General features: G+C 69.0%; 23 protein-coding genes. 12 read left to right on the top strand and 11 right to left on the bottom strand.

The genetic code is table 11. The features are described from left to right. Window positions 1-36 precede the first annotated feature (36 nt). Window positions 37-615 (top strand): HhH-GPD-type base excision DNA repair protein, encoded by a 579-nt coding sequence (locus tag ACWDUN_RS07145; RefSeq protein ID WP_449926563.1) that lies wholly within the window; start codon window positions 37-39, stop codon window positions 613-615. 160 nt (window positions 616-775) lie between these two features. Here the strand turns inward: ACWDUN_RS07145 and ACWDUN_RS07140 are convergent, their stop codons facing one another. Next, complete coding sequence (locus ACWDUN_RS07140; protein WP_449926560.1) at window positions 776-1,432, bottom strand: nitroreductase family protein; 657 nt, start codon at window positions 1,430-1,432, stop codon at window positions 776-778. A gap of 35 nt (window positions 1,433-1,467) precedes the next feature. Here ACWDUN_RS07140 and ACWDUN_RS07135 point away from each other — a divergent pair, with 35 nt between their 5' ends. Further along, a complete protein-coding gene (locus tag ACWDUN_RS07135) occupies window positions 1,468-1,617 on the top strand; it encodes a DUF1059 domain-containing protein (protein WP_449926557.1) in 150 nt (49 codons plus the stop codon). A gap of 10 nt (window positions 1,618-1,627) precedes the next feature. Here ACWDUN_RS07135 and ACWDUN_RS07130 read toward each other — a convergent pair whose 3' ends face one another. Further along, complete coding sequence (locus tag ACWDUN_RS07130; RefSeq protein WP_449926553.1) at window positions 1,628-2,626, bottom strand: Rv1157c family protein; 999 nt, start codon at window positions 2,624-2,626, stop codon at window positions 1,628-1,630. Window positions 2,627-2,670: 44 nt separating this feature from the next. Next, window positions 2,671-3,219 (bottom strand): hypothetical protein, encoded by a 549-nt coding sequence (locus ACWDUN_RS07125; protein WP_449926550.1) that lies wholly within the window; start codon window positions 3,217-3,219, stop codon window positions 2,671-2,673. Between the two features lie 241 nt (window positions 3,220-3,460). Here ACWDUN_RS07125 and ACWDUN_RS07120 point away from each other — a divergent pair, with 241 nt between their 5' ends. Further along, window positions 3,461-4,648: a mannosyltransferase gene (locus ACWDUN_RS07120; protein WP_449926548.1), complete on the top strand. Its 1,188-nt coding sequence runs from the start codon at window positions 3,461-3,463 to the stop codon at window positions 4,646-4,648. On the opposite strand, the gene ACWDUN_RS07115 is transcribed toward ACWDUN_RS07120, so the two are convergent. After that, window positions 4,593-4,877, bottom strand: a complete 285-nt coding sequence (locus ACWDUN_RS07115) for a 4a-hydroxytetrahydrobiopterin dehydratase (RefSeq protein ID WP_449926545.1) — start codon at window positions 4,875-4,877, stop codon at window positions 4,593-4,595. The two genes, ACWDUN_RS07120 and ACWDUN_RS07115, sit on opposite strands and share 56 nt — an antisense overlap. 27 nt (window positions 4,878-4,904) lie before the next feature. Between ACWDUN_RS07115 and ACWDUN_RS07110 the strand changes: the two genes are divergently transcribed. Next, complete coding sequence (locus ACWDUN_RS07110) at window positions 4,905-5,291, top strand: (deoxy)nucleoside triphosphate pyrophosphohydrolase (RefSeq protein ID WP_449926543.1); 387 nt, start codon at window positions 4,905-4,907, stop codon at window positions 5,289-5,291. A 21-nt stretch (window positions 5,292-5,312) separates the two neighbouring features. Here the strand turns inward: ACWDUN_RS07110 and ACWDUN_RS07105 are convergent, their stop codons facing one another. The 3 genes from ACWDUN_RS07105 to ACWDUN_RS07095 form a co-directional block, all read right to left on the bottom strand. Beyond that, window positions 5,313-5,687: a hypothetical protein gene (locus tag ACWDUN_RS07105; protein WP_449926541.1), complete on the bottom strand. Its 375-nt coding sequence runs from the start codon at window positions 5,685-5,687 to the stop codon at window positions 5,313-5,315. A 199-nt stretch (window positions 5,688-5,886) separates the two neighbouring features. Continuing rightward, a complete protein-coding gene (locus ACWDUN_RS07100; protein ID WP_449926539.1) occupies window positions 5,887-6,153 on the bottom strand; it encodes a hypothetical protein in 267 nt (88 codons plus the stop codon). Window positions 6,154-6,235: 82 nt separating this feature from the next. Continuing rightward, window positions 6,236-6,457, bottom strand: coding sequence for a hypothetical protein (locus ACWDUN_RS07095; RefSeq protein WP_449927823.1), 222 nt, complete (start codon window positions 6,455-6,457; stop codon window positions 6,236-6,238). A 4-nt stretch (window positions 6,458-6,461) separates the two neighbouring features. On the opposite strand from ACWDUN_RS07095, the gene typA reads away from it, so the two are divergent. Continuing rightward, a complete protein-coding gene (gene typA / locus ACWDUN_RS07090) occupies window positions 6,462-8,369 on the top strand; it encodes a translational GTPase TypA (protein ID WP_449926536.1) in 1,908 nt (635 codons plus the stop codon). A 17-nt stretch (window positions 8,370-8,386) separates the two neighbouring features. Next, window positions 8,387-10,258 (top strand): ABC transporter family substrate-binding protein, encoded by a 1,872-nt coding sequence (locus ACWDUN_RS07085; protein ID WP_449926534.1) that lies wholly within the window; start codon window positions 8,387-8,389, stop codon window positions 10,256-10,258. A 3-nt stretch (window positions 10,259-10,261) separates the two neighbouring features. On the opposite strand, the gene ACWDUN_RS07080 is transcribed toward ACWDUN_RS07085, so the two are convergent. Further along, window positions 10,262-11,953, bottom strand: coding sequence for a dihydroxyacetone kinase subunit DhaK (locus ACWDUN_RS07080; protein WP_449926532.1), 1,692 nt, complete (start codon window positions 11,951-11,953; stop codon window positions 10,262-10,264). A gap of 127 nt (window positions 11,954-12,080) precedes the next feature. Between ACWDUN_RS07080 and mshB the strand changes: the two genes are divergently transcribed. Both mshB and ACWDUN_RS07070 read left to right on the top strand, forming a co-directional pair. Continuing rightward, window positions 12,081-12,932, top strand: a complete 852-nt coding sequence (mshB, locus tag ACWDUN_RS07075; protein ID WP_449926529.1) for an N-acetyl-1-D-myo-inositol-2-amino-2-deoxy-alpha-D-glucopyranoside deacetylase — start codon at window positions 12,081-12,083, stop codon at window positions 12,930-12,932. A gap of 88 nt (window positions 12,933-13,020) precedes the next feature. Next, window positions 13,021-13,446: a hypothetical protein gene (locus ACWDUN_RS07070; RefSeq protein WP_449926526.1), complete on the top strand. Its 426-nt coding sequence runs from the start codon at window positions 13,021-13,023 to the stop codon at window positions 13,444-13,446. A gap of 67 nt (window positions 13,447-13,513) precedes the next feature. On the opposite strand, the gene ACWDUN_RS07065 is transcribed toward ACWDUN_RS07070, so the two are convergent. Then, window positions 13,514-14,716 carry a hypothetical protein gene (locus ACWDUN_RS07065; protein ID WP_449926523.1) on the bottom strand — a complete coding sequence of 401 codons (1,203 nt, stop codon included), beginning with the start codon at window positions 14,714-14,716 and terminating at the stop codon, window positions 13,514-13,516. Window positions 14,717-14,902: 186 nt separating this feature from the next. Here ACWDUN_RS07065 and ACWDUN_RS07060 point away from each other — a divergent pair, with 186 nt between their 5' ends. The 3 genes from ACWDUN_RS07060 to ACWDUN_RS07050 all read left to right on the top strand — a co-directional run bounded on the left by ACWDUN_RS07060 (window position 14,903) and on the right by ACWDUN_RS07050 (window position 21,039). Then, a complete protein-coding gene (locus tag ACWDUN_RS07060) occupies window positions 14,903-17,473 on the top strand; it encodes a bifunctional FO biosynthesis protein CofGH (RefSeq protein WP_449926520.1) in 2,571 nt (856 codons plus the stop codon). A gap of 169 nt (window positions 17,474-17,642) precedes the next feature. Continuing rightward, on the top strand, window positions 17,643-20,405 hold the full coding sequence (locus ACWDUN_RS07055; RefSeq protein WP_449926517.1) for an AAA family ATPase: 2,763 nt from the start codon (window positions 17,643-17,645) through the stop codon (window positions 20,403-20,405). An 85-nt stretch (window positions 20,406-20,490) separates the two neighbouring features. Continuing rightward, entirely contained in the window at window positions 20,491-21,039 is a 549-nt protein-coding gene (locus tag ACWDUN_RS07050) for a YceI family protein (protein ID WP_449926514.1), read from the top strand. An 82-nt stretch (window positions 21,040-21,121) separates the two neighbouring features. Here ACWDUN_RS07050 and ACWDUN_RS07045 read toward each other — a convergent pair whose 3' ends face one another. Both ACWDUN_RS07045 and ACWDUN_RS07040 read right to left on the bottom strand, forming a co-directional pair. Continuing rightward, window positions 21,122-23,179 carry an oxidoreductase gene (locus tag ACWDUN_RS07045; RefSeq protein WP_449926511.1) on the bottom strand — a complete coding sequence of 686 codons (2,058 nt, stop codon included), beginning with the start codon at window positions 23,177-23,179 and terminating at the stop codon, window positions 21,122-21,124. Further along, window positions 23,137-23,694: a PadR family transcriptional regulator gene (locus ACWDUN_RS07040; protein WP_449926509.1), complete on the bottom strand. Its 558-nt coding sequence runs from the start codon at window positions 23,692-23,694 to the stop codon at window positions 23,137-23,139. Before ACWDUN_RS07040 ends, ACWDUN_RS07045 begins: the two co-directional genes overlap by 43 nt. Window positions 23,695-23,960: 266 nt before the next feature. Here ACWDUN_RS07040 and fdxA point away from each other — a divergent pair, with 266 nt between their 5' ends. Then, window positions 23,961-24,281, top strand: coding sequence for a ferredoxin (gene fdxA, locus ACWDUN_RS07035; RefSeq protein ID WP_149446875.1), 321 nt, complete (start codon window positions 23,961-23,963; stop codon window positions 24,279-24,281). Window positions 24,282-24,293: the final 12 nt, after the last annotated feature.

Here is a 24,293-nt window from a genome sequence, read left to right as displayed (position 1 = left end):
ACACCGTCGGTGGATTCGCAGTTCTAGACTGTGCGGGTGCCCACCCTGCAGCTAGTTCAAGATCCGGCGGCCGACGCTTTGCTCGAGGCCAACCCGTTCGCGCTCCTGGTCGGCATGCTGCTCGATCAGCAGATCCCGATGGAGACGGCGTTCGCGGGGCCCAAGAAGATCGCCGATCGCATCGGCGAGGTCGATGCCCGGCTCATCGCCGACTACAACCCCGACGAGTTCACCGAACTGTGCTCGCAGACCCCGGCCATCCACCGCTTCCCGGGCTCGATGTCCAAGCGGGTGCAGGCGCTGGCCCAGGCCGTCGTCGACGAATACGACGGTGACGTGACCGCGCTGTGGACCGCCGGTGATCCCGACGGCGCCGAGGTGTTGCGCCGGCTCAAGCGGCTGCCCGGTTTCGGCGATCAGAAGGCCCGCATCTTCCTGGCGCTGCTGGGCAAGCAGTACGGCGTGACGCCGCAGGGCTGGCGCGCCGCGGCCGGTGACTACGGCAAGGCAGGCACCCACATGTCGGTGGCCGATGTCGTCGACCCCGGCTCGCTGCAGGAGGTCCGGGCGTACAAGAAGAAGATGAAGGCCGCAGCCAAGGCCGCGAAGGCTTGACGTTGCGCCCACGGCGCAGACTCAACATGTGTCGGGTGCCGACGGTGCATACAGATCGAACTTCTGGCTGCTTCCTCGATCTCAGTGCACCGTCGTGAGCAAGCGTGACTCTGCGCCCACGGCGCGAAAGTGGCGAGAGGCGTGCGCCGTCACCGCAGAGTCAGCCGAAGGCGAGCCCGTCGAACCGCTCGCGGGTGACGAACTCGGCCACCGGCTTGCGGGTCAGCTTGCGCACCTGCGTGACCGGCTTGCCCAACGGGACCACCGCCGCGACCGCGTAGTCCTCGGGTATCCCGAGCAGTTGTTTCACCGCGGGCTCTTCGGCGATGGCCATCGTGGTGAGTACGCCGCCGAATCCCTCGTTGCGGGCGGCCAGCAGAATGTTCCACACCAGCGGATACACCGAGGCGCCCGACACCACACCGATGCGGTCCAGGTTCTGGTCGAACGCCGCGACGACGCCGAGGTCCACGCACACCACCAGGACCACCTCGGCATCGGTCAATTGCCCGGCCCGCGGCACCTTCACCGCCGCCAGGTCCTGTTCGGATACCTCCATGGGACGCAACGGATTCCATGGGCTCTCGCCGTTGCGCTGCTGGGCGATATAGCGTCGCGCGCCGGTCACGCTCAAATCGGCCAGCGCTTCCTTGGTCGCGGCGTCGCGGACCGCGACGATGTGGGTGCCCTGCCGGTTCCCGCCGCTCGGCGCGAACCGGGCGTTGTCGAGGATCCTGGTCAGCGTCTCATCGGGCAGCGGATCGCCGGTGAACTGGCGGACCGCACCGGTCGTGCGCATGACGTCGTAGATATCCATGCTCACCATCTTGGTGCGTATGCGATTGTGGACATATGGCGAAGACACATCTCAACTGCCCGTGCGGTGAAGCCATTCAGGGCACCGATGAGGACGACCTGGTGACCAAGGCTCAGGCACACCTGGCCGAATCGCATCCCGGTCGCGAATACGACCGCGAGATGATCCTTTTCATGGCCTACTGAGCCACCGTTACTACGGCACCACCGTCGAGCCGATGGTGGGCATGAACTGGCACTGCTTCTCGGTCGTGGTGACCTGACCGAAGATCGTCGACATGATGCTTCCCGAGCCGGTATCGGCGATGGCGGTCAGCGTCGTGGGCCCGGCCGGGTTGATATCGGCCTGCGGCTTCAGGGTGGCGGTGCCGGACTTCCCGGTGCTCAGGTTCACCCAGGTGACGTTGAGCGGCAGCTTCTGCTCGGCGGCCGGGCCGGGTGTGCCGACGGCGGTGAAGACATAGGCGGTCTGGCCGGCGGCCGGTCCGGGTGCGGGGATCTTCGCCGGGCCCGCCACCGAGATGGCGGTCGCCAACACATTGCCGCCATCGGCCAGGCAGCCGTTGCTGATCGACGGATACATGAAGTCCTGGGTGGTCGGCGCGTCCGGCCCGAAGTCCGGCATCGCACCGGGCGCCGGGGCGGGTCCGGGTGCCGGGGCCGGCGCGGCGGCCAGCGGATCGGCCGGCGGGGGCACCGGTGCCGGCGGCACGGCTTCGGGCGCGGGAACGACGGGCGCCTCGACGGCGGCCTCGGGGACCGGCGGCACCGCTGCCGGTGCGGGCGCGTCGGCGATCGACAGGGGCACCGGGCCCACCGAGTAGGCGGGATTGACCCCGGCGGGCAGGTGCGCCTGGGCGCCCGCGCCGGCCGCAGGGGTGTGCACCTGCGGCGCGGACACGAACTCGTTGACCGCCGTGGCCAGATTCTGCGAATCCGCCGGAGCCGCCGCGTTTCCCGCGAACGCGGCGGCGGCCGCCATCAGCATCGACGCCGCATCGCCGGGATTGGCGGCGGCCTGCTGGATGGCCGGTCCGAGAGTCTCCATCGCCGGTAGCCCCGGTGCCTGCAGGCCGTTGATCGGCAGCGGCATCGGCGCGGCCGGTTCGGCGTGGGCTGGAATCACGGAGCCCCCGCCCAGCACCACGAGCGCGGCGGCCGTGGTGCTGGTCAGCGTGGTCCGGATCGATGGCATGACTCCCCCTGGTTAGGTTGGGTTTTCGGTCGGTCGGTGTGAGATCAGGGCAGACCCGACAGCGGCACGAACATCGGCACGATCGATTGCGCGGCGTCCGACGGTGTCGGCAGACCGGCGGCGGGTGCACCCGGTGCGGCGGGGGCGGCCGGTGCGGCGGCGGGAGTGGCGGCCCCGGTCGCGGGCAGCAGGCCCGCCAGCGGGGTGCCGGCCGGCATCAGCCCGGCCAGTCCGGGCACCAGGTTCTGCACACCGGCCATCGCGGCCGCGGGTGCGGCGGCGGCCGGGGCGGTGGCCGTGGCCGGCACCGCGGCGGGGGCGCCGGCCGGGGTGATCGGATCGACCGGCAGCGAGCTGGTCTGGCTACCGCCGGTGAGGACCGACGCGACACCCTGGATGATCTGCGGGGCCACGGTCTGGATGCTGGCCAGCTGCGGTGCGAACGGGACGTTCGGGGCACCGGGAACGGCCGGCGGGTTGGGCGCCGGCGGCGCGGGCTCGGCCGCGGCGGCCGGGCTCAAGGTCAGCGCGGCCAAGGCCGCGCCGGCACCGGCAATCATGCTGGTGGCAAAGAGTTTTCTGAAAGATGACACGGTTCTCCCCGTTTCGTTGGCGGCACGTCTGAAACCGAAGGTAGCGAGTTACTGGTGTTACTCAAGTGACAGGAGTGTGGTTTATTCAACCGTTACGGAGGCGTGCGCCGATGGTGATCGGAAAGTCCGGCACACCGCGCGCGCCACGATTCCTCGCGAATGTCGGGTGAGGATGGCAGCGGGCGCGGCGGTGCCGGTGGATAGAGTCGGAGCGGTAAACACGAACCGCACCACCTCGCGCATGGCACAGCTCTATCGCTGGGCGCCGCTGTTCTTGGCGGCCAGCATCGCCGCGCGGCTCGCCTGGACCTATCTGGTGCCCAACGGTGCGAACTTCGTCGACCTGCACGTCTATGTCGGTGGCGCCGACGCGCTGGAAACCCCCGGCGCCCTCTACGACTATGTCTACGCCGAGCAGACCCCGGACTTCCCGCTCCCGTTCACCTATCCGCCGTTCGCCGCGGTGGTGTTCTATCCGCTGAGCATGCTGCCGTTCGACCTGGTGGCGCTGATCTGGCAGTTGGGCATCTTCGCCGCGCTCTACGGCGTGGTGCGCATCAGCCTGGACCTCGTCGGCTGTGATGACTCCCACCCGGCGATGGCCTGGACCGCCGTCGGCATTTGGACCGAACCGCTGCGCAGCACCTTCGACTACGGGCAGATCAACGTGCTGCTGGTGCTCGCGGTGCTGTGGGCGGTGCGCAGCACCCGATGGTGGCTGTCGGGGCTGCTGGTCGGGCTGGCCGCCGGCGTCAAGCTCACGCCGGCGGTGGCGGGACTGTACTTCGTCGGCGTGCGTCGTTACGGCGCCGCGGTCTTCTCGGCCGTGGTCTTCTTCGCCACGGTCGGCGCGTCGGCGTTGGTCGTCGGGGAGCAGGCCCGCTACTACTTCACCGATCTGCTGGGCGACGCCCGGCGGGTCGGGCCGATCGGCACCTCGTTCAATCAGTCTTGGCGGGGCGCGATCTCACGCATCCTGGGCCACGACGCCGGCTACGGACCCATCGTGCTGGTGGCGCTGGTGCTGACCGCGGCGCTGGCTTTGCTGGCGTGGCGCACCATCGGCACCGCCGACCGGCTCGGCGGGATCGTCACCGTGCAACTGTTCGGGCTGCTGCTGTCGCCGATCTCGTGGACACATCACTGGGTGTGGTTGATCCCGTTGATGATCTGGCTGCTGCACGGCCCGCTGCGGGCGCGGCTGGGTGCCCGGGTGCTGGGCTGGGGATGGTTGGCGCTGACCCTCATCGGGGTGCCCTGGCTGCTGAGCTTCGCCCAGCCGACCATCTGGGAGATCGGCCGGCCGTGGCATCTGGCCTGGGCGGGCCTGGTGTACCCGGTGGCCACGCTGGCCACCCTCGGGTGGATCGTGCTCAGCCGGCGAGCAGCTGATCGATCGCCTTCGCCATCTCCACATCCTTGTCCGTGATCCCGCCCTCGGAATGCGTGACCAGGGCGAAAGTCACCGTCCGCCAACGGATGTCGATGTCGGGGTGATGGTCCTTCTGTTCCGCGAGCTCGGCGACCCGGCCGACGGCGTCGATGCCTGCCAGGAACGCCGGGAACTCGATCGAGCGACGTAATGCGCCGTCGGCCCGCTCCCAACCGTTCAGACCGGGCAGTGCGGCGTCGACTTGGTCGTTGGTCAATACAGCCATGAATTCGACGGTATACCGTCTAGCGCGATGACCGAGCAGATTGTCGTTGCCGGGGCGCTCATCTCAGGTGGCGCGCTGCTGGTCGCCCAGCGCGCCCGCCCACCTGAACTGGCCGGACTGTGGGAACTGCCCGGCGGCAAGGCCGCGGCGGGGGAGAGCGACGCCGACGCGCTGGCCCGTGAATTGCGCGAGGAACTCGGCGTCGAGGTGTCCGTGGGCGCGCGGCTGGACGCCGAGGTCGCGCTGAGTGCGACCGCGACGTTGCGCGCCTATTTCGTCAGTCTCGATTCGGGCAGCCCGCACCCGCACGATCACCGAGCGCTGCGCTGGGTGCGCGCCGAGGAACTCGACGGGTTGGCCTGGGTGCCGGCCGACCGGGTGTGGCTGCCCGAGCTGACCGCAGCGATGCGGTGAAAGCCCTTGTGGCGCAGGTGTCTACCAACTACCGATGGGAGCGCCCTGGCGGAACTGCGCATCACGGCCCACGCCGAACGGTGCCGAGGCGGTGCCCGGAACGGCGATGACGCCGTCGCGGACCTCGCCCTGGGCGTGCACGCCGCCGTTGTCGGCGCGGCGGTTCTCGGCGCCCGATCCGCGTGCCACGCCCTGACGGGTGCGACGCAGCGCGTTCTTGTCGACCAGGACGGCCTGTCGGCTGCTCACGTACGGGCCGGGAGCGATCTCGGTGACCTCGGCGGAGGCGGTGCCGGCGTTGACGGTGGCGAGGGCGGCTGCCACGGCGGCGGCTCCGATGCCCACGACGGTCAACTTCGTGGCGGCACGCACCAGGCTTCGGGTGGTCACAGGCATCGGCACAAACCCTTCGTTCACATCGGACCGCTCTGGTCACTCACTTCATCGCGCAGGATGGGCGAACGTTACCAACTGATTTCGCAGCCAGGAGCCGGTACCGGCACCGGGCACACCGGTGCCGCCGCGAGTTCTTTTGACGGAGAAGTTAATTGACGAACCCTGAGAGTTTGCCAAGATTTTCCCGTCTGGGACCGCGCTAGTAGCGCAAGTGATCGCCGACCACCCGCACCGGCTGGCCGCGATGGCCCGCGGTGTAGATCGGGTGCAGCAGCGCTGGATGGCGGCAATGCGGGCACGAACCCTGCGCAGCCCGCGCCGAGGACAGCGTCAGATGGTGACATGCGGCACACCGCACGACGTGGGCGACGCCGAACCAGTTGGCCATCCCGACGTAGATCGCCAGCGTGGTGGCCAGCGCCAGCACCACGATCAGCGCCACGGTCAGTACCTCGTAAACCGTCATGATGGATACCTCCAACCACACCGGACGGATACCTCAACGGTACGCCCGCCGCGGCCGGGACAACAGGTATCGACGCAGGTCACTACGTTTTTCTTGCCAGCTTGTACACCTTCTCCAGTTCCTTGCCCCGCATCCCGTTGTGCGCCGCCTTCTGCACCTTGTGCAGTACCAGCGGGCACTTCTTGCAGCGGGGCTTACTACGGCAGCACTTCTTCTTCGGTTTGGCCAAAAGCAGCTTCTTCACGCACGCCTTCCGATGAACCCGGTCGTTTTCGTGATCAGGTACCCGCACTGCGACAATCACCTACGTGGATTCTCGCCCGAACTTTCGCAACGTAGCCATCGTCGCGCACGTCGACCACGGTAAGACAACGCTGGTCGACGCCATGCTGCGGCAGTCCGGTGCGTTGTCGCATCGCGGCGACGACTCGACCGAACGCATCATGGACTCCGGTGACCTTGAGAAGGAAAAAGGCATCACCATCCTGGCCAAGAACACCGCGGTGCACCGGCACAACGCCGACGGCACCGTCACCGTCATCAACGTGATCGACACCCCCGGCCACGCCGACTTCGGTGGCGAGGTCGAGCGCGGTCTGTCCATGGTCGACGGTGTGGTGCTGCTGGTCGACGCCTCCGAGGGCCCGCTGCCGCAGACCCGATTCGTGCTGCGCAAGGCGCTGTCCGCGCACCTGCCGGTGATCGTGGTGGTCAACAAGACCGACCGGCCCGACGCCCGCATCGCCGAGGTCGTCGAGGAAAGCCACGACCTGCTGCTCGACGTCGCCTCCGATCTGGACGAGGACGCCCAGGCGGCCGCCGAGAAGGCCCTGGATCTGCCGACTCTGTACGCCTCGGGCCGCGCCGGAATCGCCAGCACCACTCAGCCCGAGAACGGCCAGAACCCCGACGGCGAGAATCTCGACCCGCTGTTCGACGTCCTGATGGAGCACATCCCGCCGCCGCAGGGCGATCCCGAGGCCCCGCTGCAGGCGTTGGTCACCAACCTCGACGCCTCGGCGTTCCTTGGCCGGTTGGCGCTGATCCGCATCTACAAGGGCAAGATCAAGAAGGGCCAGCAGGTGGCCTGGATGCGTGAGGTCGACGGGCACCCCGTCATCACGAACGCCAAGATCACCGAACTGCTGGTGACCGTCGGTGTCGAGCGCACGCCCACCGACGAGGCCGTCGCCGGGGACATCGTCGCCGTCGCCGGGATGCCGGACATCATGATCGGCGACACCCTGGCCGACCCGGACCACGCCCACGCACTGCCACGCATCACCGTCGACGAGCCCGCCATCTCGGTGACCGTCGGCACCAACACCTCGCCGCTGGCCGGCAAGGTGTCCGGACACAAGCTGACCGCCCGCATGGTCAAGAACCGGTTGGACTCCGAACTGATCGGCAACGTGTCGATCAAGGTCGTCGACGTCGGCCGCCCGGACGCCTGGGAGGTGCAGGGCCGCGGTGAGCTGGCGCTGGCCGTGCTGGTCGAGCAGATGCGCCGCGAGGGTTTCGAGCTGACCGTGGGCAAGCCGCAGGTGGTCACCCAGACCATCGACGGCAAGCTGCACGAGCCGTTCGAGGCGCTGACCATCGACTGCCCGGAGGAGCACCTCGGCGCGATCACGCAGCTGATGGCCGCCCGCAAGGGCCGCATGGAGCAGATGACCAACCACGCCGCGGGATGGGTCCGGATGGACTTCATCGTCCCCAGCCGTGGCCTGATCGGGTTCCGCACCGACTTCTTGACCATCACCCGCGGCACGGGCATCGCCAACGCCGTGTTCGACGGTTATCGGCCGTGGGCCGGTGAGATCCGGGCGCGCCACACCGGATCGCTGGTCTCCGACCGCAGCGGACAGATCACCCCGTTCGCGATGATCCAGCTCGCCGACCGCGGGCAGTTCTTCGTCGAGCCCGGCGAGGAGACCTACGAGGGTCAGGTCGTCGGGATCAACCCGCGCGCCGAGGATCTGGACATCAACATCACCCGCGAGAAGAAGCTGACCAACATGCGCAGCTCGACCGCCGATGTGATGGAGACGCTCGCCCGGCCGCTGGAACTCGACCTGGAGAAGGCCATGGAGTTCTGCGCCGAGGACGAGTGCGTCGAGGTCACCCCGGAGATCGTCCGGGTGCGCAAGGTAGAGCTGACCGCGAGCCTGCGGGCCCGGGCCAAGGCGCGCGCCAAGCAGCAGGCCAACAACTAGCCGATACCCTGAACCTCGTGCCGACAGCCCGACGCCGCTTCACCGTGCTCGCGGCCTTGCTGTCGGTGCTGCTGCTCGGCGGTTGCACCGTCAGCCCGCCGCCGGCGCCGCAGAGCACCGAGACCACCCAGACCCCGCCGCCCCCGAAGGCGCGGACCATGCAGATCATCATGGCCATCGACGCCATCGGGGCCGGGTTCAACCCGCACCTGTTGTCGGATCAGTCCTCGGTGAACGCTGCCGTCGCCGCGCTGGTGCTGCCCAGTTCGTTCCGGCCCATCCCGGACCCGGCGACCCCGACCGGCTCGCGCTGGGAGATGGACCCGACGCTGCTGGAGTCGGTCGAGGTCACCGACGAGGACCCGTTCACGGTCACCTACAAGATCCGCCCGGAGGCGGCCTGGACCGACAACGCACCGATCGGCGCCGACGACTTCTGGTACCTGTGGCGGCAGATGGTCAGCGTCCCCGGTGTCGTGGATCCCGCCGGCTACGACCTGATCACCGGCGTCCAGTCGGTCGAGGGCGGCAAGACTGCCGTCGTCACCTTCGCCCAGCCGTATCCCGCGTGGCGGGAACTGTTCAACAACATCCTGCCCGCCCATATCGTCAAGGACATGCCGGGCAGCTTCAGCGCCGGCCTGGCGCGCGCCCTGCCGGTGACCGGCGGACAGTTCCGGGTGGAGAGCATCGACCCGCAGCGCGACGAGATTCTGCTGGCCCGCAACGACCGCTACTGGGGCGAGCCCGCCGCGCCCGACGAGATCCTCTTCCGCCGCGGTGGATCGCCTGCGGCGCTTGCCGATTCGATCCGCAATGGGGACACCCAGGTGGCGCAGGTGCACGGCGGGCAGGCGGCCTTCGCGCAGCTGTCGGCCATCCCGGATGTGCGCACGGCACGCATCGTCACCCCGCGCGTCATGCAGCTGACCCTGCGCGCGCAGCAGCCCGCACTGACCGATCTGCGGGTCCGCAAGGCGCTGTTCGGGCTGCTCGACGTCGACCTGCTGGCCGCCGTCGGCGCCGGTTCGGACAACACCGTGACCCTGGCGCAGGCACAGGTGCGCTCACCCTCGGACCCCGGCTACGTGCCCACCGCGCCCAAGGCGATCAGCCGGGAGGACGCGATGGGGCTGCTGGTCGACGCCGGCTATCAGATCGCCCCGGTGTCGCCGACGGCGACGTCGGCGCCGGGAACGCCGGCCCCCGACGAGTCGCGCGGACAGCTCATGAAGGACGGCGAACCGCTGACCATCGTGCTCGGGGTCGCCGCCAATGACCCCACCTCGATCGCGGTCGCCAACACCGCCGCCGATCAGTTACGCAGCGTCGGCATCGCCGCGTCGGTGTCGGCGCTGGACCCGGTGACGCTCTACAGCGAGGCGCTCGTCGAGAACACCGTCGACGCGATCGTCGGCTGGCACCACGCCGGCGGCGACCTGGCCACCGCGTTGGCATCGCGCTACGGCTGCCCGGCGCTGGAGGCCACCGCCGTCTCCACCGTGACGCCGACCCCGAGCGTCACCGTCACCACCACGCCCAGCTCGACGACGACACCGGCACCGTCAGCCACCACGACCACCACCGGCACGACCGCGCCCGAGCCGCCCGGCGGCGCAGGTGAATTGGTGCAGGCGCCCAGTAACCTGACCGGGATCTGCGACCGCAGCATCCAGCCCAGGATCGATGCCGCGCTGCGCGGCACCGAGGAGATCGGCAAGGTGATCGACGCGGTCGAGCCGCGGCTGTGGGACCTGTCGACCGTGCTGCCGATCCTGCAGGACACCACCATCGTGGCCGCCGGCCCGCGGGTGGCCGGGGTGAGCCTGAGCGGTGCGGTGCCCGTCGGGATCGTCGGCGACGCCGGCAAGTGGGTCAAACAGCCCTGACCGTCAGCCGCGGATCAGCGCCTCGAGCCGATCCCGCCGGCCGTCGCGGCGAGTGGCGCCGTCGATGCGCTCGACAATCGCGATGAGCACCGCGACCACCGCCAACGCCCCGGGATCGGGTGTGCCGAGGGCTTTTTCGCCGACATAGCTGGACCGCCCGCGTTTGCCGACCATCGTGGCGGTCGCCTCAGCCCCGGCCAGCGCGGCCGCCAGCGCGTCGTCATCGAGGGCGCCACGAGGTGTCTGCCCATCCCATCCGGCGGGGTGCAGCGCGTCGACCATGGTGCGGTCACCGACGCGTGCACCGCCGGCACGGGTGATCGCCTCGACACCCTCGCGTAGGCCCTGCGCCACGCGAACTGCCGGCCCGCCCTCGCCATCCGCTGAGACCTGCGCGGCAATGCGGCCCAGCACCAGACCGAACAGCGGACCGCTGGAACCGCCGACGTCCTCGGCGAACGCGGCCGCCAGCGCGCGCAGATCGGCCGCCAGATCCGCCTCGGCGCCGGCACCCCGGCCGACGGCTGCCCGCAGGGCGTTGTCGAGGTTGGTGCCGATATCACCGTCGCCGGCGCGCCGGTCGAGATCGTTGAGCGGGTCGCGGATCTCGGCGACATCATCGGCCAGTGCCCGCAGCCAGGCAGACGGTTCGCCATCGGTGTCCGGTGCCCGCTCGCCGACGAAGGTGGTCTCCGCGCGCACCGGCGACGGCAGCGATGTGGTCGCGTGTTCAGCGCACCAGTCATCGAGCCACTGCTCGTCGCCGACCGCGGTGAGAGTCAGTGAGAAGCCGGCCATGTCCAGCGCCGAGACGTAGGTGCCCGATACCGCACTGCGTAGCGCGACACCGCGTTCGGACAGTGCCCGCTCGGTTTCGGCCAGGATGTGCAGCAGCTCGAGGTCACCGGTTCCGCCGAGCCCGTTGGCGAGCACCAGCACGCCGGCGTCGGTGACGGGGAGATGGTCGAGCAGTTCGCCTACCATGCGCGTGACGAGTTCGTCGAGGTCGGGCCGCGGGATGGATTCGCGTGCCGCCTCACCGTGGATACCCACGCCGTACTCCAGTGTCCCGGGCTCGACGTCGAAGGCCGGGCGGTCCGCGCCGGGGACGGTGCAGGCGCGGTGGGCAACGGCCAGCGAGCGCGACGCCGCCACCACCGCCTGTCCCAGATCCACGAGCTCGGCCAGCGACAGCCCGCGATCGGCCGCCGCACCGAGGATCTTCTCGACCACCACGGTGGCCCCGGTGCCGCGCCTGCCGACCTCCTGGCCTTCGGAGCCGAGATCGTCGTCGACAAGCACGCGGTCCACCTCGATACCGTCACCGCGCAGCCGTTCGGCGGCGATCGCGAAGTTCAGCACGTCGCCGGTGTAGTTCTTCACGATGTGCAGCACACCGCCCTCGCGGGCGACTTTGCCACTGGCGGCGTGGATCTGGCGGTTGTGCGGGGAGGTGAAGACTTCACCGGGGCATACCGCGTCGAGGCCGCCGCGGCCGAGGAATCCCGCGTGCATGGGTTCGTGACCGGCACCGCCACCGCTGATCAGACCGACGCGCCGGGCGGGGTCGGGGTCCAACGCCCAGGCGTACACCGGGTCGCGGTGCACCCCGATCCGGGCGCCGCCGGTGAGGGCGAGCGCGGACAGCGCATGCGTGGATGCGGACGACACCGGCGAGTAGAAATTGGTCGGCAACACAGGGTCCTTCCAGTCGTTTCCCGATGCTGTCGACCGTACCGATCAGGTGCGGTGATCCAGCACCGCAGGTGTGCTCGGTGACGGCGTCTCGCATCGGCTGGCGGCACACGGTAAACCTAGGGGAGTGGAAACCCCCCGGCTCCTGTTTGTGCACGCCCATCCCGACGACGAATCGCTGATCACCGGCGCGACCATCGCCAAGTACGCCGCCGAGGGCGCCGACGTGCGCGTGGTCACCTGCACGATGGGCGAGGAGGGCGAGGTGATCGGCGACCGGTGGGCCGGTCTGGCGGTCGACGCCGCCGATCAGCTCGGCGGTTACCGGGTCACCGAACTGACCGCCGCGCTGGGCGCCCTGGGGGCGTCCGGCCCGCACTATCTCGGCGGCGCGGGCCGCTGGCGGGATTCCGGGATGCCCGGCACGCCGGCGCGGCACCGGCAGAGCTTCGTCGCCGCCCCGCTGGCGGAGCCGGTGGCCGAACTGGTCGCGATCATCACCGAGTTCCGCCCGCACGTCGTCATCGGCTACGACCCCAACGGCGGGTACGGGCATCCCGACCACATTCGGGTGCACGAGGTGAGCACCGCCGCGGTGGCGGCTGCCGCCGACGCCGGCTGGGCCGTGCCGAAGTTCTACTGGACGGTGATGGCGGTATCGGGCTTCGTCGAGGGCTTCCGCAATATCGGTGAGCCACCGGCGGATTGGGTGGTCATCGACGCCAAGGACTTCGCCTTCGGGTTTCCCGACGAGCAGGTGGATGCCGTCATCGACGCGACCGAGCACCTGTCGGCCAAGGTGGCCGCGCTGCGGGCGCACGCCACCCAGGTGATGGTGGCGCCCGACGGGCACTCGATGGCGTTGTCGAACAAGATCGCGTTGCCGCTGTGGGGGATCGAGCACTATGTGCTGGCCGGGGGCACGCGCGGCGCCGATGGCGTGGAGTCCGATCTGCTGTCCGGGCTGAATCTCCGTTAGCGGGAGACGGACGCGGTAAGGTCTGCGTCATGGACCCGGATTTGGATCCCAACCTGCAGCATCAGCAGGACCGCGCCGACAACCTCCAGTGGGTCATCGGCTCGTTGGTCGCGCTGCTCGACAGCATCCCGACCTGACGGCCGAACAACGGGACGGGCCGGCCTGGGTGCCGCCCGTCGTCCTTTCGGTGCTCGCCCTCGACGGCGTGCTGACGGCGCTGGCCTCGGCGTTCCTGCTTCCGCTGCGCCTCGGTGCGATTCCCTTCCCGATCACGGTGGTGATCAGCGGTGCGGTCAACGCCGCCCTGGTGTGGGTCGCGCTGCAATGGACCACGTCGGCTCGGGTCGCGGCTCTGCCGATGTGGGCGTGGCTGGCGACGATCCTGGCGCTGAGCCTCGGCGGGCCCGGCGGTGACGTGGTGTTCGACGGCCCCGGGGTGATGGCCTACGCGGTGCTGCTGCTGATCATCGGCGGATTGCTGCCGCCGGCCGCGGTGTTGCGCGGCTACGCCTGACGACACTGGCGATTTGGGCACCGTTTGTCACGCTGAGCGTGACAAACGGTGCCCAAATCCACGGGCCTCAGGAGTCAGAACCGGGCTTGTCGGCCGTCTTGGCGGCCTTCTCGGTCTTGTCGGCGGTGTCCGAGGGCTTCTCCGGCGCGGTGTCATCCGCGGAGTCGGTGTCCGTGGTGTCGGGCTTGGTGGTGTCGGGCTTGGTGGTGTCGGGCTTGGTGGTGTCGGGCTTGGTGGGCGCGGGGTTCTCGGCGCCCTCGTCGGCGGCGTCCTCATCGTCCTTCGAGTCCTCGATGGAGTCCTCGGATCCCTCGCTGTTCTCGGACTCTTCGAGATTCTTGGGGTCCTCGGCCTCGGGCTCGGTCTCCTCGGGATCGACGGTGTCGCCCGGCGCCTCGGGTTCGGGATCGGTCTCGGCCGGCACCTGCGGGGCCTCGGCCGCCGGTTCGGGTTCGGGTTCGGCCTCGACGGGTTCGGTGGGAGTCGGCGCCAACTCACCGTCGGTCTGCCCGGGCTCCCCGATGGACTCGCCCGGCGTCTCGACGGACTCTTCGGTCTCGGCGGCCGGGGCTTCGGCCGCCGCCGGAATCTGTACCGCGGTGCGCGCACCCTGAACGGCCATCACCGCCTCCGACGCGGCCGACAGCGGGAAGAACGGCGGCAGCGGCGGCAAGAAACTGAGGAACCAGTCGATCTCGGCGTTGACGAAGTTCACGCCGGCCGCCACGGTGTCGTTGAAGAAGTTCGACAGCCCCTGGCCGAAGCTGATCGCGCCGCCCACCCAGTACGCGATGTTGAACACCGCGCTGGTGATGACGGGTCGGATCAGCGAGTAATAGAAGATGCTGATCTGCGGGGTGAACCAGTTGACGACCGGAATCCACTCGGTGGCGTAGATGCCGAGGTTCACGCCCCAGTCCACCCACGGCATGATCACGTCGTACGCCTCGATGATGGCGTTGCCCAGCACCGGCAGCGCCAATGCCGACGCCTGGGGCGCGGAAGCCGACGGGGTCACCGCGGGCGCAGCCTCCAGCGCCTCGGCCAGCAGCTTGGGAAGCTCCGTGGGGCCCGTACCGGGTGTGGGCGGCCGTGTCGCCACCAATGCCGCGGGCAGCAGATCGAACGATTTGGTCTGGGCCGTCAGCGCGACGGTGTCCTGCCGCACGGTGGGGGTGCCCGGCGGCGTCACCGACTGCGGCAGCGCGATGCTGCCCGCGGCCACCACGGCAATCCCGGCCATCAGATAAGGACGAACGCGCACCCGCATGACAGCTCCTGTGATCGGTTCCGACGTCGGATAACTTACGCGTTGGTCAGCGACCGGGGCGGCTTTCGGCGGACGGGTCGCGCCGCGGTGTTCGGTCGGCGACTATCGTGACCCCTATGCCAGGGGCAGCCGTTTCAAAATGTGGGACGCGCGGATGATCCGCGCCGACGCCGGGGTTACACGGGAGTGGCTCTGAACCCCCAGCACGGCTCCGATCTGCCCAGCCCGGTGGTCCCGCCGAAGTCCAACTCGTCCGCGTTGCGGCGGGTGTTGCGTCGCGCCCGGGACGGCGTGGCGCTCAATGTGGACGAGGCCGCCATCGCGATGACCGCCCGTGGCGAGGACCTGGCCGACCTGTGTGCCAGCGCGGCCCGGGTGCGCGATGCCGGCCTGGAATCGGCCGGTCGCCGCGGCGCCACCGGTCGGCTGCCGGTCAGTTATTCACGCAAGGTCTTCATCCCGGTGACCCACCTGTGCCGGGACAAGTGCCATTACTGCACGTTCGTGACCGTGCCCGGCAAGTTGCGCGCCGAGGGCAAGGGCATGTTCATGGAGCCCGACGAGATCCTCGATGTCGCACGCCGGGGCGCCGAGCTGGGCTGCAAGGAAGCGCTTTTCACCCTCGGTGATCGCCCGGAGGCGCGTTGGGACGAGGCCAAGCAGTGGCTCGACGAACGCGGCTATGACTCCACCCTGGATTACGTCCGGGCGATGGCCATCCGGGTGCTCGAGGAGACCGGTCTGCTGCCGCACCTCAATCCCGGCGTGATGAGCTGGACGGAGTTGTCGCGGCTCAAGCCCGTCGCGCCGTCGATGGGCATGATGCTGGAGACCACGTCGCGGCGGTTGTTCGAGACCAAGGGGCTGGCCCACTACGGCAGCCCGGACAAGGATCCCGCGGTCCGGTTGCGCACGCTGGACGACGCGGGTCGGTTGTCCATTCCGTTCACCACCGGGCTGCTGGTGGGTATCGGTGAGACGCTGACCGAACGTGCCGAGACGATGCATGCGATCCGAAGATCGCACAAGGAGTTCGGGCACGTACAGGAAGTCATCGTGCAGAACTTCCGGGCCAAGGATCACACCGCGATGGCCGCGACGCCCGATGCGGGTATCGACGATTTCCTGGCGACCATCGCGGTGACGCGATTGGTGCTGGGGCCCAAGATGCGCATCCAGGCCCCGCCGAATCTGGTGTCGCCGGCCGAATGCCTGGCCTTGATCGGCGCCGGTGTCGACGACTGGGGTGGGGTGTCGCCGCTGACGCCCGATCACGTGAATCCGGAGCGGCCCTGGCCCAACCTGGATGATCTGGCCGCGGTCACCGCCGAGGCCGGTTATGACCTGGTGCAGCGGCTCACGGCCCAACCGCAGTACGTGCAGGCCGGGGCGGCGTGGATCGATCCGCGGGTGCGTGGTCACGTCGACGCGCTGGCCGATCCGGAGACCGGGTTGGCCCGCGATGTCAATCCGACCGGGCGGCCCTGGCAGGAACCCGATGAGGCTTCCGAGTCGCTGGGCCGTACCGACCTGCACACCGCCATCGATTCGGAGGGCCGGCGCACCGAGACGCGCAGCGATCTGGACAGCGCGTTCGGCGACTGGGAGTCCATTCGGGAGAAGGTCTCGGAGTTGGCCGCGCGGGCGCCCGAACGCATCGACACCGATGTGTTGGCCGCGCTGCGCTCGGCCGAACGCAATCCCGGTGGCTGCACCGACGACGAGTACCTGGCATTGGCCACCGCGGACGGTACGGCCCTGGATGCGGTTGCCGCGCTGGCGGATTCGCTGCGCCGCGACGTGATCGGTGACGACGTCACGTTCGTCATCAACCGCAACATCAATTTCACCAACATCTGCTACACGGGATGCCGGTTCTGTGCCTTCGCCCAGCGCAAGGGTGATGCGGATGCGTATTCGCTGTCCACCGACGAGGTCGCCGACCGGGCCTGGGAAGCCCATGTCGCCGGTGCGACCGAGGTGTGCATGCAGGGCGGGATCGACCCCGAGTTGCCGGTCACCGGGTATGCCGATCTGGTGCGCGCGGTCAAGGCTCGGGTGCCGTCGATGCATGTGCACGCGTTCTCGCCGATGGAGATCGCCAATGGTGTGACCCGCAGCGGCCTGTCGGTGCGCGAATGGCTCACCGAACTGCGCGCGGCGGGTCTGGGCTCGATCCCGGGTACGGCCGCAGAGATCCTCGACGACGAGGTGCGCTGGGTGCTGACCAAGGGCAAGCTGCCGGCCGCGGAGTGGATCGACGTCGTCACCACCGCGCACGAGGTGGGGCTGCGGTCGAGTTCGACGATGATGTACGGCCACGTCGACACCCCCAAGCACTGGGTGGGGCACCTGAACGTGTTGCGCGACATCCAGGACCGCACCGGCGGTTTCACCGAGTTCGTGCCGCTGCCGTTCGTGCACCAGTCCTCGCCGCTGTATCTGGCGGGCGGGGCGCGGCCGGGACCGACGCACCGCGACAACCGGGCCGTGCATGCCCTGGCGCGAATCATGTTGCACGGCAGGATCCCCAGCATCCAAACCAGCTGGGTCAAGCTGGGTATCGAGCGAACTCAGGTGATGCTCAACGGTGGGGCGAACGATCTGGGCGGCACGTTGATGGAGGAGACGATCTCGCGGATGGCCGGCTCGGAGAACGGCTCGGCCAAGACCGTGGCCGAACTGGTTGCCATCGCCCAGGGCATCGGCCGGCCGGCGCGGCAGCGCACCACCGACTACACCCCGCTGGCCGCCTGAGATCCTGCGATCCCGCGATCTGCCCGCCCCTCCCGTTCCCCGCGAGCGTGCGTGTCTGTGTGCAACACACCGATGTTCTCGCGGAGTATGCGCACGCTCACGCCGCCCGGACGATGCGATGTGATCTTGACAATGGCTCACACCGGTTGTGAATAGTTACCATTCCGCCATGTCAGTCCAGCTGCTCGGCCGCGAACGCGATCGCGCCGTGCTGGACGAACTGACGGTCCGCGCACGCTCGGGCGGCCAGGTGCTGGTGCTGCGCGGCGAAGCCGGTGTCGGCAAGACCGCCCTGCTGGAGTATCTGTCTGAGCAGGCCGCCGGATTCGGCTCGACCCGGGTCATCGGTGTCGAGGAAGACATGGAACTCGCGTTCGCCGGGTTGCATCAGCTGTGCCTGCCGCTGATGGCGCACCTGGAGACGTTGCCGCCGCCGCAGCGCGAGGCGTTGGACGTCGCGTTCGGCTACGGAACCGGCCCCGCCCCGGACCGGTTCCTGGTGGGTCTGGCGGTGCTCAGCTTGATGGCGGCCGCATCCGCCGAGCGTCCACTGCTGTGCCTGGTCGACGACGCGCAATGGTTGGACCAGGTGTCGCTGCAGACGTTGTCTTTCGTGGCGCGCCGGCTGCTGGCCGAACAGGTGGCGATGGTCTTCGCGGTTCGCGACGGCTATTCCGACGTGCTGACCGGTCTGCCGGAGCACAGCGTCGCCGTGCTGTCCGACGCCGCCGCGCGGGAACTGCTGGACTCGGTGATGATCGGCGGCATCGACCCGCTGGTGCGCGACCGCATCGTCGAGGAAACCCGCGGGCTGCCGTTGGCGATCCTCGATGTGCCGCGCAGCGTGTCCGCCTCCGAGCTGGCCGGCGGCTTCTGGATCTCCGGGCGCCGCTCGTCGACGGCCGCCATCGAGGACGGATTCATCGCGCGCATCAAGGCGTTGCCGGCCGACACCCGACAGTTGCTGCTGGCGGCGGCGGCCGAGCCGGTCGGGGACTCGGCGCTGTTCCTGCGTGCCGCAGCCGAACTCGGCGTGCCCGTCGACGCACTGGCCCCGGCCGAGGTCGCGGGCCTGATCGAGTTCGGTCCCCGGATGCGCTTCCACCATCCGTTGATGCGCTCGGCCGCCTACCGTGCGGCGAGTTTGTCGCAGCGTCGCGTCGTGCACCGGGCGCTGGCCGAGGCGACCGATGCGCAGGCCGACCCCGACCGCCGGGCCTGGCACGCCGCCAACGCCGCCGCCGGTCCCGACGACGCCGTGGCCGCCGATCTGGAGATCTCGGCCGACCGCGCGCAGCGTCGGGGCGGGATCGCTGCCGCCGCCGCCTTTCTGGAGCGATCGGCGGTCCTGACGATGGATCCGCAGCTGCGCGGGTCCCGAGCCATCGCCGCGGCACATGCCAAGCGGGAGGCCGCCTCACCCGAGGCCGCCTACGCGCTGTTGGCCATCGCGGACACCGCGCCGCTGAGCGCGCTGCAACGCGCCCGGGTGGCGCGGATGCGGGCGCAGATGGACTTCGTCCGCAGCCGGGCCGGCGCAGCGGGCGCACCCACCGTCGGTGAAGCGAGCGCTCAGTTACTCAGTGCGGCACAGGCTCTGGACGGGCTCGATGACGAGCTGGCCAGGGACACCTATCTGGAGGCGCTGGCGGCGGCGATGTACGCCGGGCGTCTCGGCGCGGCCGGCCTGCTGACCGAGGTGGCCTCCGCGGGTGCCCGCGCGGCGGGACGCCTCGCCGATGTGCGGCGGCCACTCGACCATCTGCTCAAGGGCATGTCGGCGCGCATCAACGACGGCCCCGGTACCGGCACCGCGGATCTGCGCGCCGCGCTGGAACTGTGGAACACCGAGGCGCAGCAGAACCCCGGCGAACGGCTGTACTGGCCGTTCCCGGTCCTGCAGGAATCCGCCGCGCACGAGATGTGGGACGACCAGGTCCTCGAACGGATCGCCACGGGCATTCTGCACCGGGCCCGGGACGCCGGCGCACTGGCGGCGCTACCGCCGGCGCTGGGCTATCGCGCCGGCGTCCACTTCTACCGCGGCGAGTTCGATTCCGCGGACCGGCTCATCGAGGAGTCGGCATCGATCACCGCCGCCATGGGCAATGCGCCGGTGCGCTACCACGCACTGAACCTCGCGGCATGGCGGGGCCTGCCCGACGCCCTGAGCATCATCGAATCCGCCGCGGCCGACGGCGCGGCCAGGGGCGAAGGCAGACTGCTCGGCCTGACCGCATTCTGCAGTGCCGTGTTGTACAACGGGCTCGGCCGGTACGAGGATGCGCTGTCGGCCGCGCAGACCTGTTGCGACTACGAGGATCTGGGCTTTCACACCTGGTGCCTCTACGAACTGATCGAAGCTGCGGCGCACGTGGGCGATGGTGTCCGTGCCGCCGCGACGCTGCCCGAGTTGCAGGCACGCGCGGGTGCCACCGATTCGGACTGGGGTCTGGGCGTGATGGCGGCGGCCCGGGCATTGCTGGCCGACAACGCCGACGCCGAAGAGATGTTTCTGGAGGCGATCCGGCGTCTGGAACGGGCGGATATCGCGCTGCACCTGTCCCGGGCGCGGTTGTCCTACGGTGAATGGCTGCGTCGCGCGAATCGTCGCAACGACGCGCGCAGCCAACTGAGCACCGCGTATGAGACCTTCACGAAGATGGGCGCGCAGGGCTTCGCCGAGCGGGCGCGCCGCGAGCTCGTGGCGACGGGGGAAAAGGTCCGCAAGCAACCGGTCCGATCCGGTGACGGGCTGACCGCTCAGGAGGCGCAGATCGCCGGCCTGGCCCGCGACGGTCTGACCAATCCGGAGATCGGGGCCCGATTGTTCATCAGCACGCACACCGTGGAATGGCATCTGCGCAAGGTGTTCGTCAAGCTCGGCATCACCTCGCGACGGCAGTTGCGCACCGTGTCCTGGGACGAATGACGGCTACGGAATGAAATCGGACCATGGTCCGTTTAGATCGGGTGAGGGTGCCGGGACGGCCGGCCCCACCGAACAAGGAGCCATCATGTCCGCATCCGTAGCCACCGCCCTGACCGCCGGTACCTGGGCCATCGATCCCGTGCACTCGTCGGTCAACTTTTCGGTACGGCATCTGATGGTGAGCAAGGTCCGCGGCTCGTTCGACTCCTTCGAGGGCGCGATCGTCGTCGCCGAGGATGGCACCCCGTCGGTCACCGCCACCATCGACGTCACCTCCCTCAACACCCGCAACGAGCAGCGGGACGCGCACGTGAAGTCCGCCGACTTCTTCGATGCCGAGCAGTTCCCGACGGCGTCGTTCAGCTCCACCGCCGTGCGCGCCGACGGCGACGATTACGTGCTCGACGGTGACTTCACCCTCAAGGGTGTCACCAAGCCGGTTTCGCTCAAGCTCGAGTTCAACGGCGTGAACCCCGGCATGGGGCACGGCGAGGTCGCAGGCTTCGAGGCCTCGGTCGTGTTGAACCGCAAGGATTTCGGCATTGACTTCGATGCCCCGCTGGAGACCGGTGGTGCCGTGGTCGGCGACAAGGTGACCGTCACCCTCGAGGTCGAGGCGCTCAAGCAGGCCTGACCGCGCCCCCCGAGCGTGCGTGAACTCTGTGCTGTGCCCGGCGTGTCGGGGAGCAGACACGCACGCTCGCCGGGAACGGGAGCTACAGCTGGGCGGCCAGCTCGGTGCCCTGGCGGATCGCCCGCTTGGCATCGAGTTCGGCCGCCAGCGCCGCGCCGCCGATGATGTGGGGTTCGATTCCGCGGGCACGCAGATCGTCCTCGAGCTCACGGACCGACTCCTGCCCGGCGCAGATCACCACATTGTCGACGGCCAGCAGGCGGGGTCGGGACCGGTCGGAGCCGAAGCTGATGTGCAGGCCGTCGTCATCGATGCGTTCGTAGTTCACCCCGGACAACTGCTGCACGCCTTTGGCTTTCAGCGAGGCGCGATGCACCCAGCCGGTGGTCTTGCCCAGGCCGCGGCCCTGCGGGCCCTTGGTGCGCGCCAACAGGTACACCTCGCGCGCGGCCGGTAGCGGAATCGGTGTGGTCAACGCGCCGCGCACATCCGGGGCGTCCTGCGGGTCCAGGGCGCCCCATTCGGCCTGCCATTCCTTGCGATTCAGTGTCGGCGACTCGTCGGTCACCAGGAACTCGCTGACATCGAAACCGATACCGCCGGCGCCGATCACCGCGACCGATCTGCCGATCGGCGCACCCGAGAGCGCCTGGGCATAGGTCAGCACCATGGGATGGTCGATACCGGGGATGTCGGGTTTGCGCGCCGTCACCCCGGTGGCGAGCACCACCTCGTCGTAGCCGGCCAGGGTGTCGGCATCGGCGCGGCAACCCAGGCGCACGTCGACATCGTGCACCTGAAGCATCCGGGTGTAGTAGCGCACCGTCTGGTTGAACTCCTCCTTGCCGGGCACCCGTCTGGCCAGATCGAATTGGCCGCCGATGACGGTCGCCGACTCGAACAGGGTGACCCGGTGCCCGCGCTGCGCGGCGGTGACGGCGGCCGACAACCCGGCCGGGCCCGCGCCCACCACCGCGACCGTGCGGGCGCGTCGGGTCGGCCCGAGAACCAGTGTCGTCTCGTGCCCGGCGCGCGGATTGAGCAGGCACGACACCGTCTTGTGCACGAAGGCGTGATCCAGGCAGGCCTGGTTACAGGCGATGCAGGTGTTGATCTGATCGGCGGCGTCCGCGGCCGCCTTGCGCACCCAGTCCGGATCCGACAGCAGCGGACGGGCCATCGAGATCAACTGCACCCCGGTGTCGGCGAGGATCTGTTCGGCGGCCTCTGGCATGTTGATCCGGTTGGAGGCGGCGACCGGGATCCCGACGTGCTCGGCCAGTGCGCCGCTGGTGCCGGCGAAGGCACTGTCGGGCACCGAGGTGACGATCGTGGGGACCCGGGCCTCGTGCCAGCCGATGCCGGTGTTGATGATCGTCGCCCCGGCCGCCTCGACTTCGGTTGCCAGCGCCACGATCTCGTCCCAGGTCTGGCCATCGGAGACGTAGTCGGCCATCGACAGCCGGTACACCAGGATGAAGTCGGTGCCCACCGCCTCGCGCACGCGGCGGACGATCTCGACCGGGAACCGGCGGCGTTTCTCGGGGGTACCGCCCCAGGCGTCGGTGCGTCTGTTGGTGCGCGGCGCCAGGAACTGATTGATCAGATAGCCTTCGCTGCCCATGATCTCGACACCGTCGTAACCGGCGGAGCGGGCCAGCAGCGCGGCGCGGACGTAATCGTCGATGGTGCCGGAGACATTGCGCAACGCGCGCGGGCGGAACGGGTTGATGGGCGCCTTGATCGACGACGCGCTCACCGAGAACGGGTGGTAGGCATAGCGTCCGGCGTGCAGGATCTGCAGCGCGATCTTGCCGCCCTCATCGTGCACGGCCGTCGTGATGCGGCGGTGCCGGCGGGCATCGGATTCCGAGAGCATCTCGGCTGCGAACGGCAGCAGCCAGCCGGTCCGGTTCGGGGCGTACCCGCCGGTGATGATCAGCCCGACGCCGCCTCGGGCCCGTTCGGCGAAGTAAGCGGCCAGTTTGTCGGTGTCCCGGGCGCGGTCCTCCAAGCCGGTGTGCATGGAGCCCATGACCACCCGGTTGCGCAGGGTGGTGAAGCCCAGATCCAACGGGGACAGCAGATTCGGATAGTTCACTGAGTGCCTCCGAGGGCCGATAGAACTTCTGTGAGCCATTCGATGGCGCCCTCTTCGGCGCGGATACCTCCCCGCAGCACCAGGTATTGGTGCAATTCGGCACCGGTGAGCCGGGCGGGATCGGGGAACTGCCGCTTCTCGAAACCGTGATAGGTGTCCAGCAGTGCGGTTCGTTCGGCACGCAGCGCGGCGGCTTGTTCGCGGACGGCGTGCGGGCAGCCGTATTCGATGGCGCGGATCTTGACCGCCAGGTCGCGGGTGCGATTGTCGGCCACCGTGGACCCGCGTCCGGTCAGTGGTTCGGCGATCCACCGGGCCAGCTCGGCGCGCCCGGCGGGCGTGACGGAGTAGACCTTCTTGTCGGGCCGACCGTGCTGCGCGACGGCGCGGACCTGGACCCAGCCGTCGGCCTCCATGACGCGCAACGTGTGATAGATCTGCTGATGGGTGGCCGACCAGAAGTATCCGATGGACCGGTCGAAGCGGTGCGCCAGCTCGTAGCCCGAGCCGGCCTTTTCGCGCAGCGAGACGAGGATGGCGTGCGGCAGTCCCACGTTCGCAGCGTATGCGGTACCGGTGGTCCTATGCAACAAGTTGCATTGCAGCTCGGATGTGCGCGTGGTGACTAGGCCATTTGTATATGCGACGTCTAGTATCAGTAACTACACGCCACCGGGAAACCGGCGGCGTGTGAAGTTAGGACACACTGAGACGCACGTCCAGTTACGGGCCGTTCATACTGGCCCGCGGGACACACGCTCAGCGGGTCCCGACCCAGAACTGAACCCGACCAGCAGCCCACTGGACAGGAGAAACATCAGTGACGTACGTCATTGCCGAACCCTGCGTCGACGTCAAAGACAAGGCATGCATCGAGGAATGCCCTGTCGACTGCATCTACGAGGGTGCTCGCATGCTGTACATCCACCCGGACGAGTGCGTCGACTGCGGCGCCTGCGAACCGGTGTGCCCCGTCGAGGCCATCTACTACGAAGACGATGTGCCCGACCAGTGGAGCAGCTACACGCAGAGCAACGCGGACTTCTTCAGCGAGTTGGGTTCGCCCGGCGGTGCGTCGAAGGTCGGCCAGACCGACAACGATCCGCAGGCCATCAAGGACCTCGAGCCCAAGGGCGAGTGACCGAGACACGAT

This window comes from Mycobacterium sp. NPDC003323 (assembly GCF_053589535.1).
The sequence above is the reverse complement of the archived record's forward strand: the minus strand, read 5'-3'. Positions and strand labels throughout refer to the sequence as shown.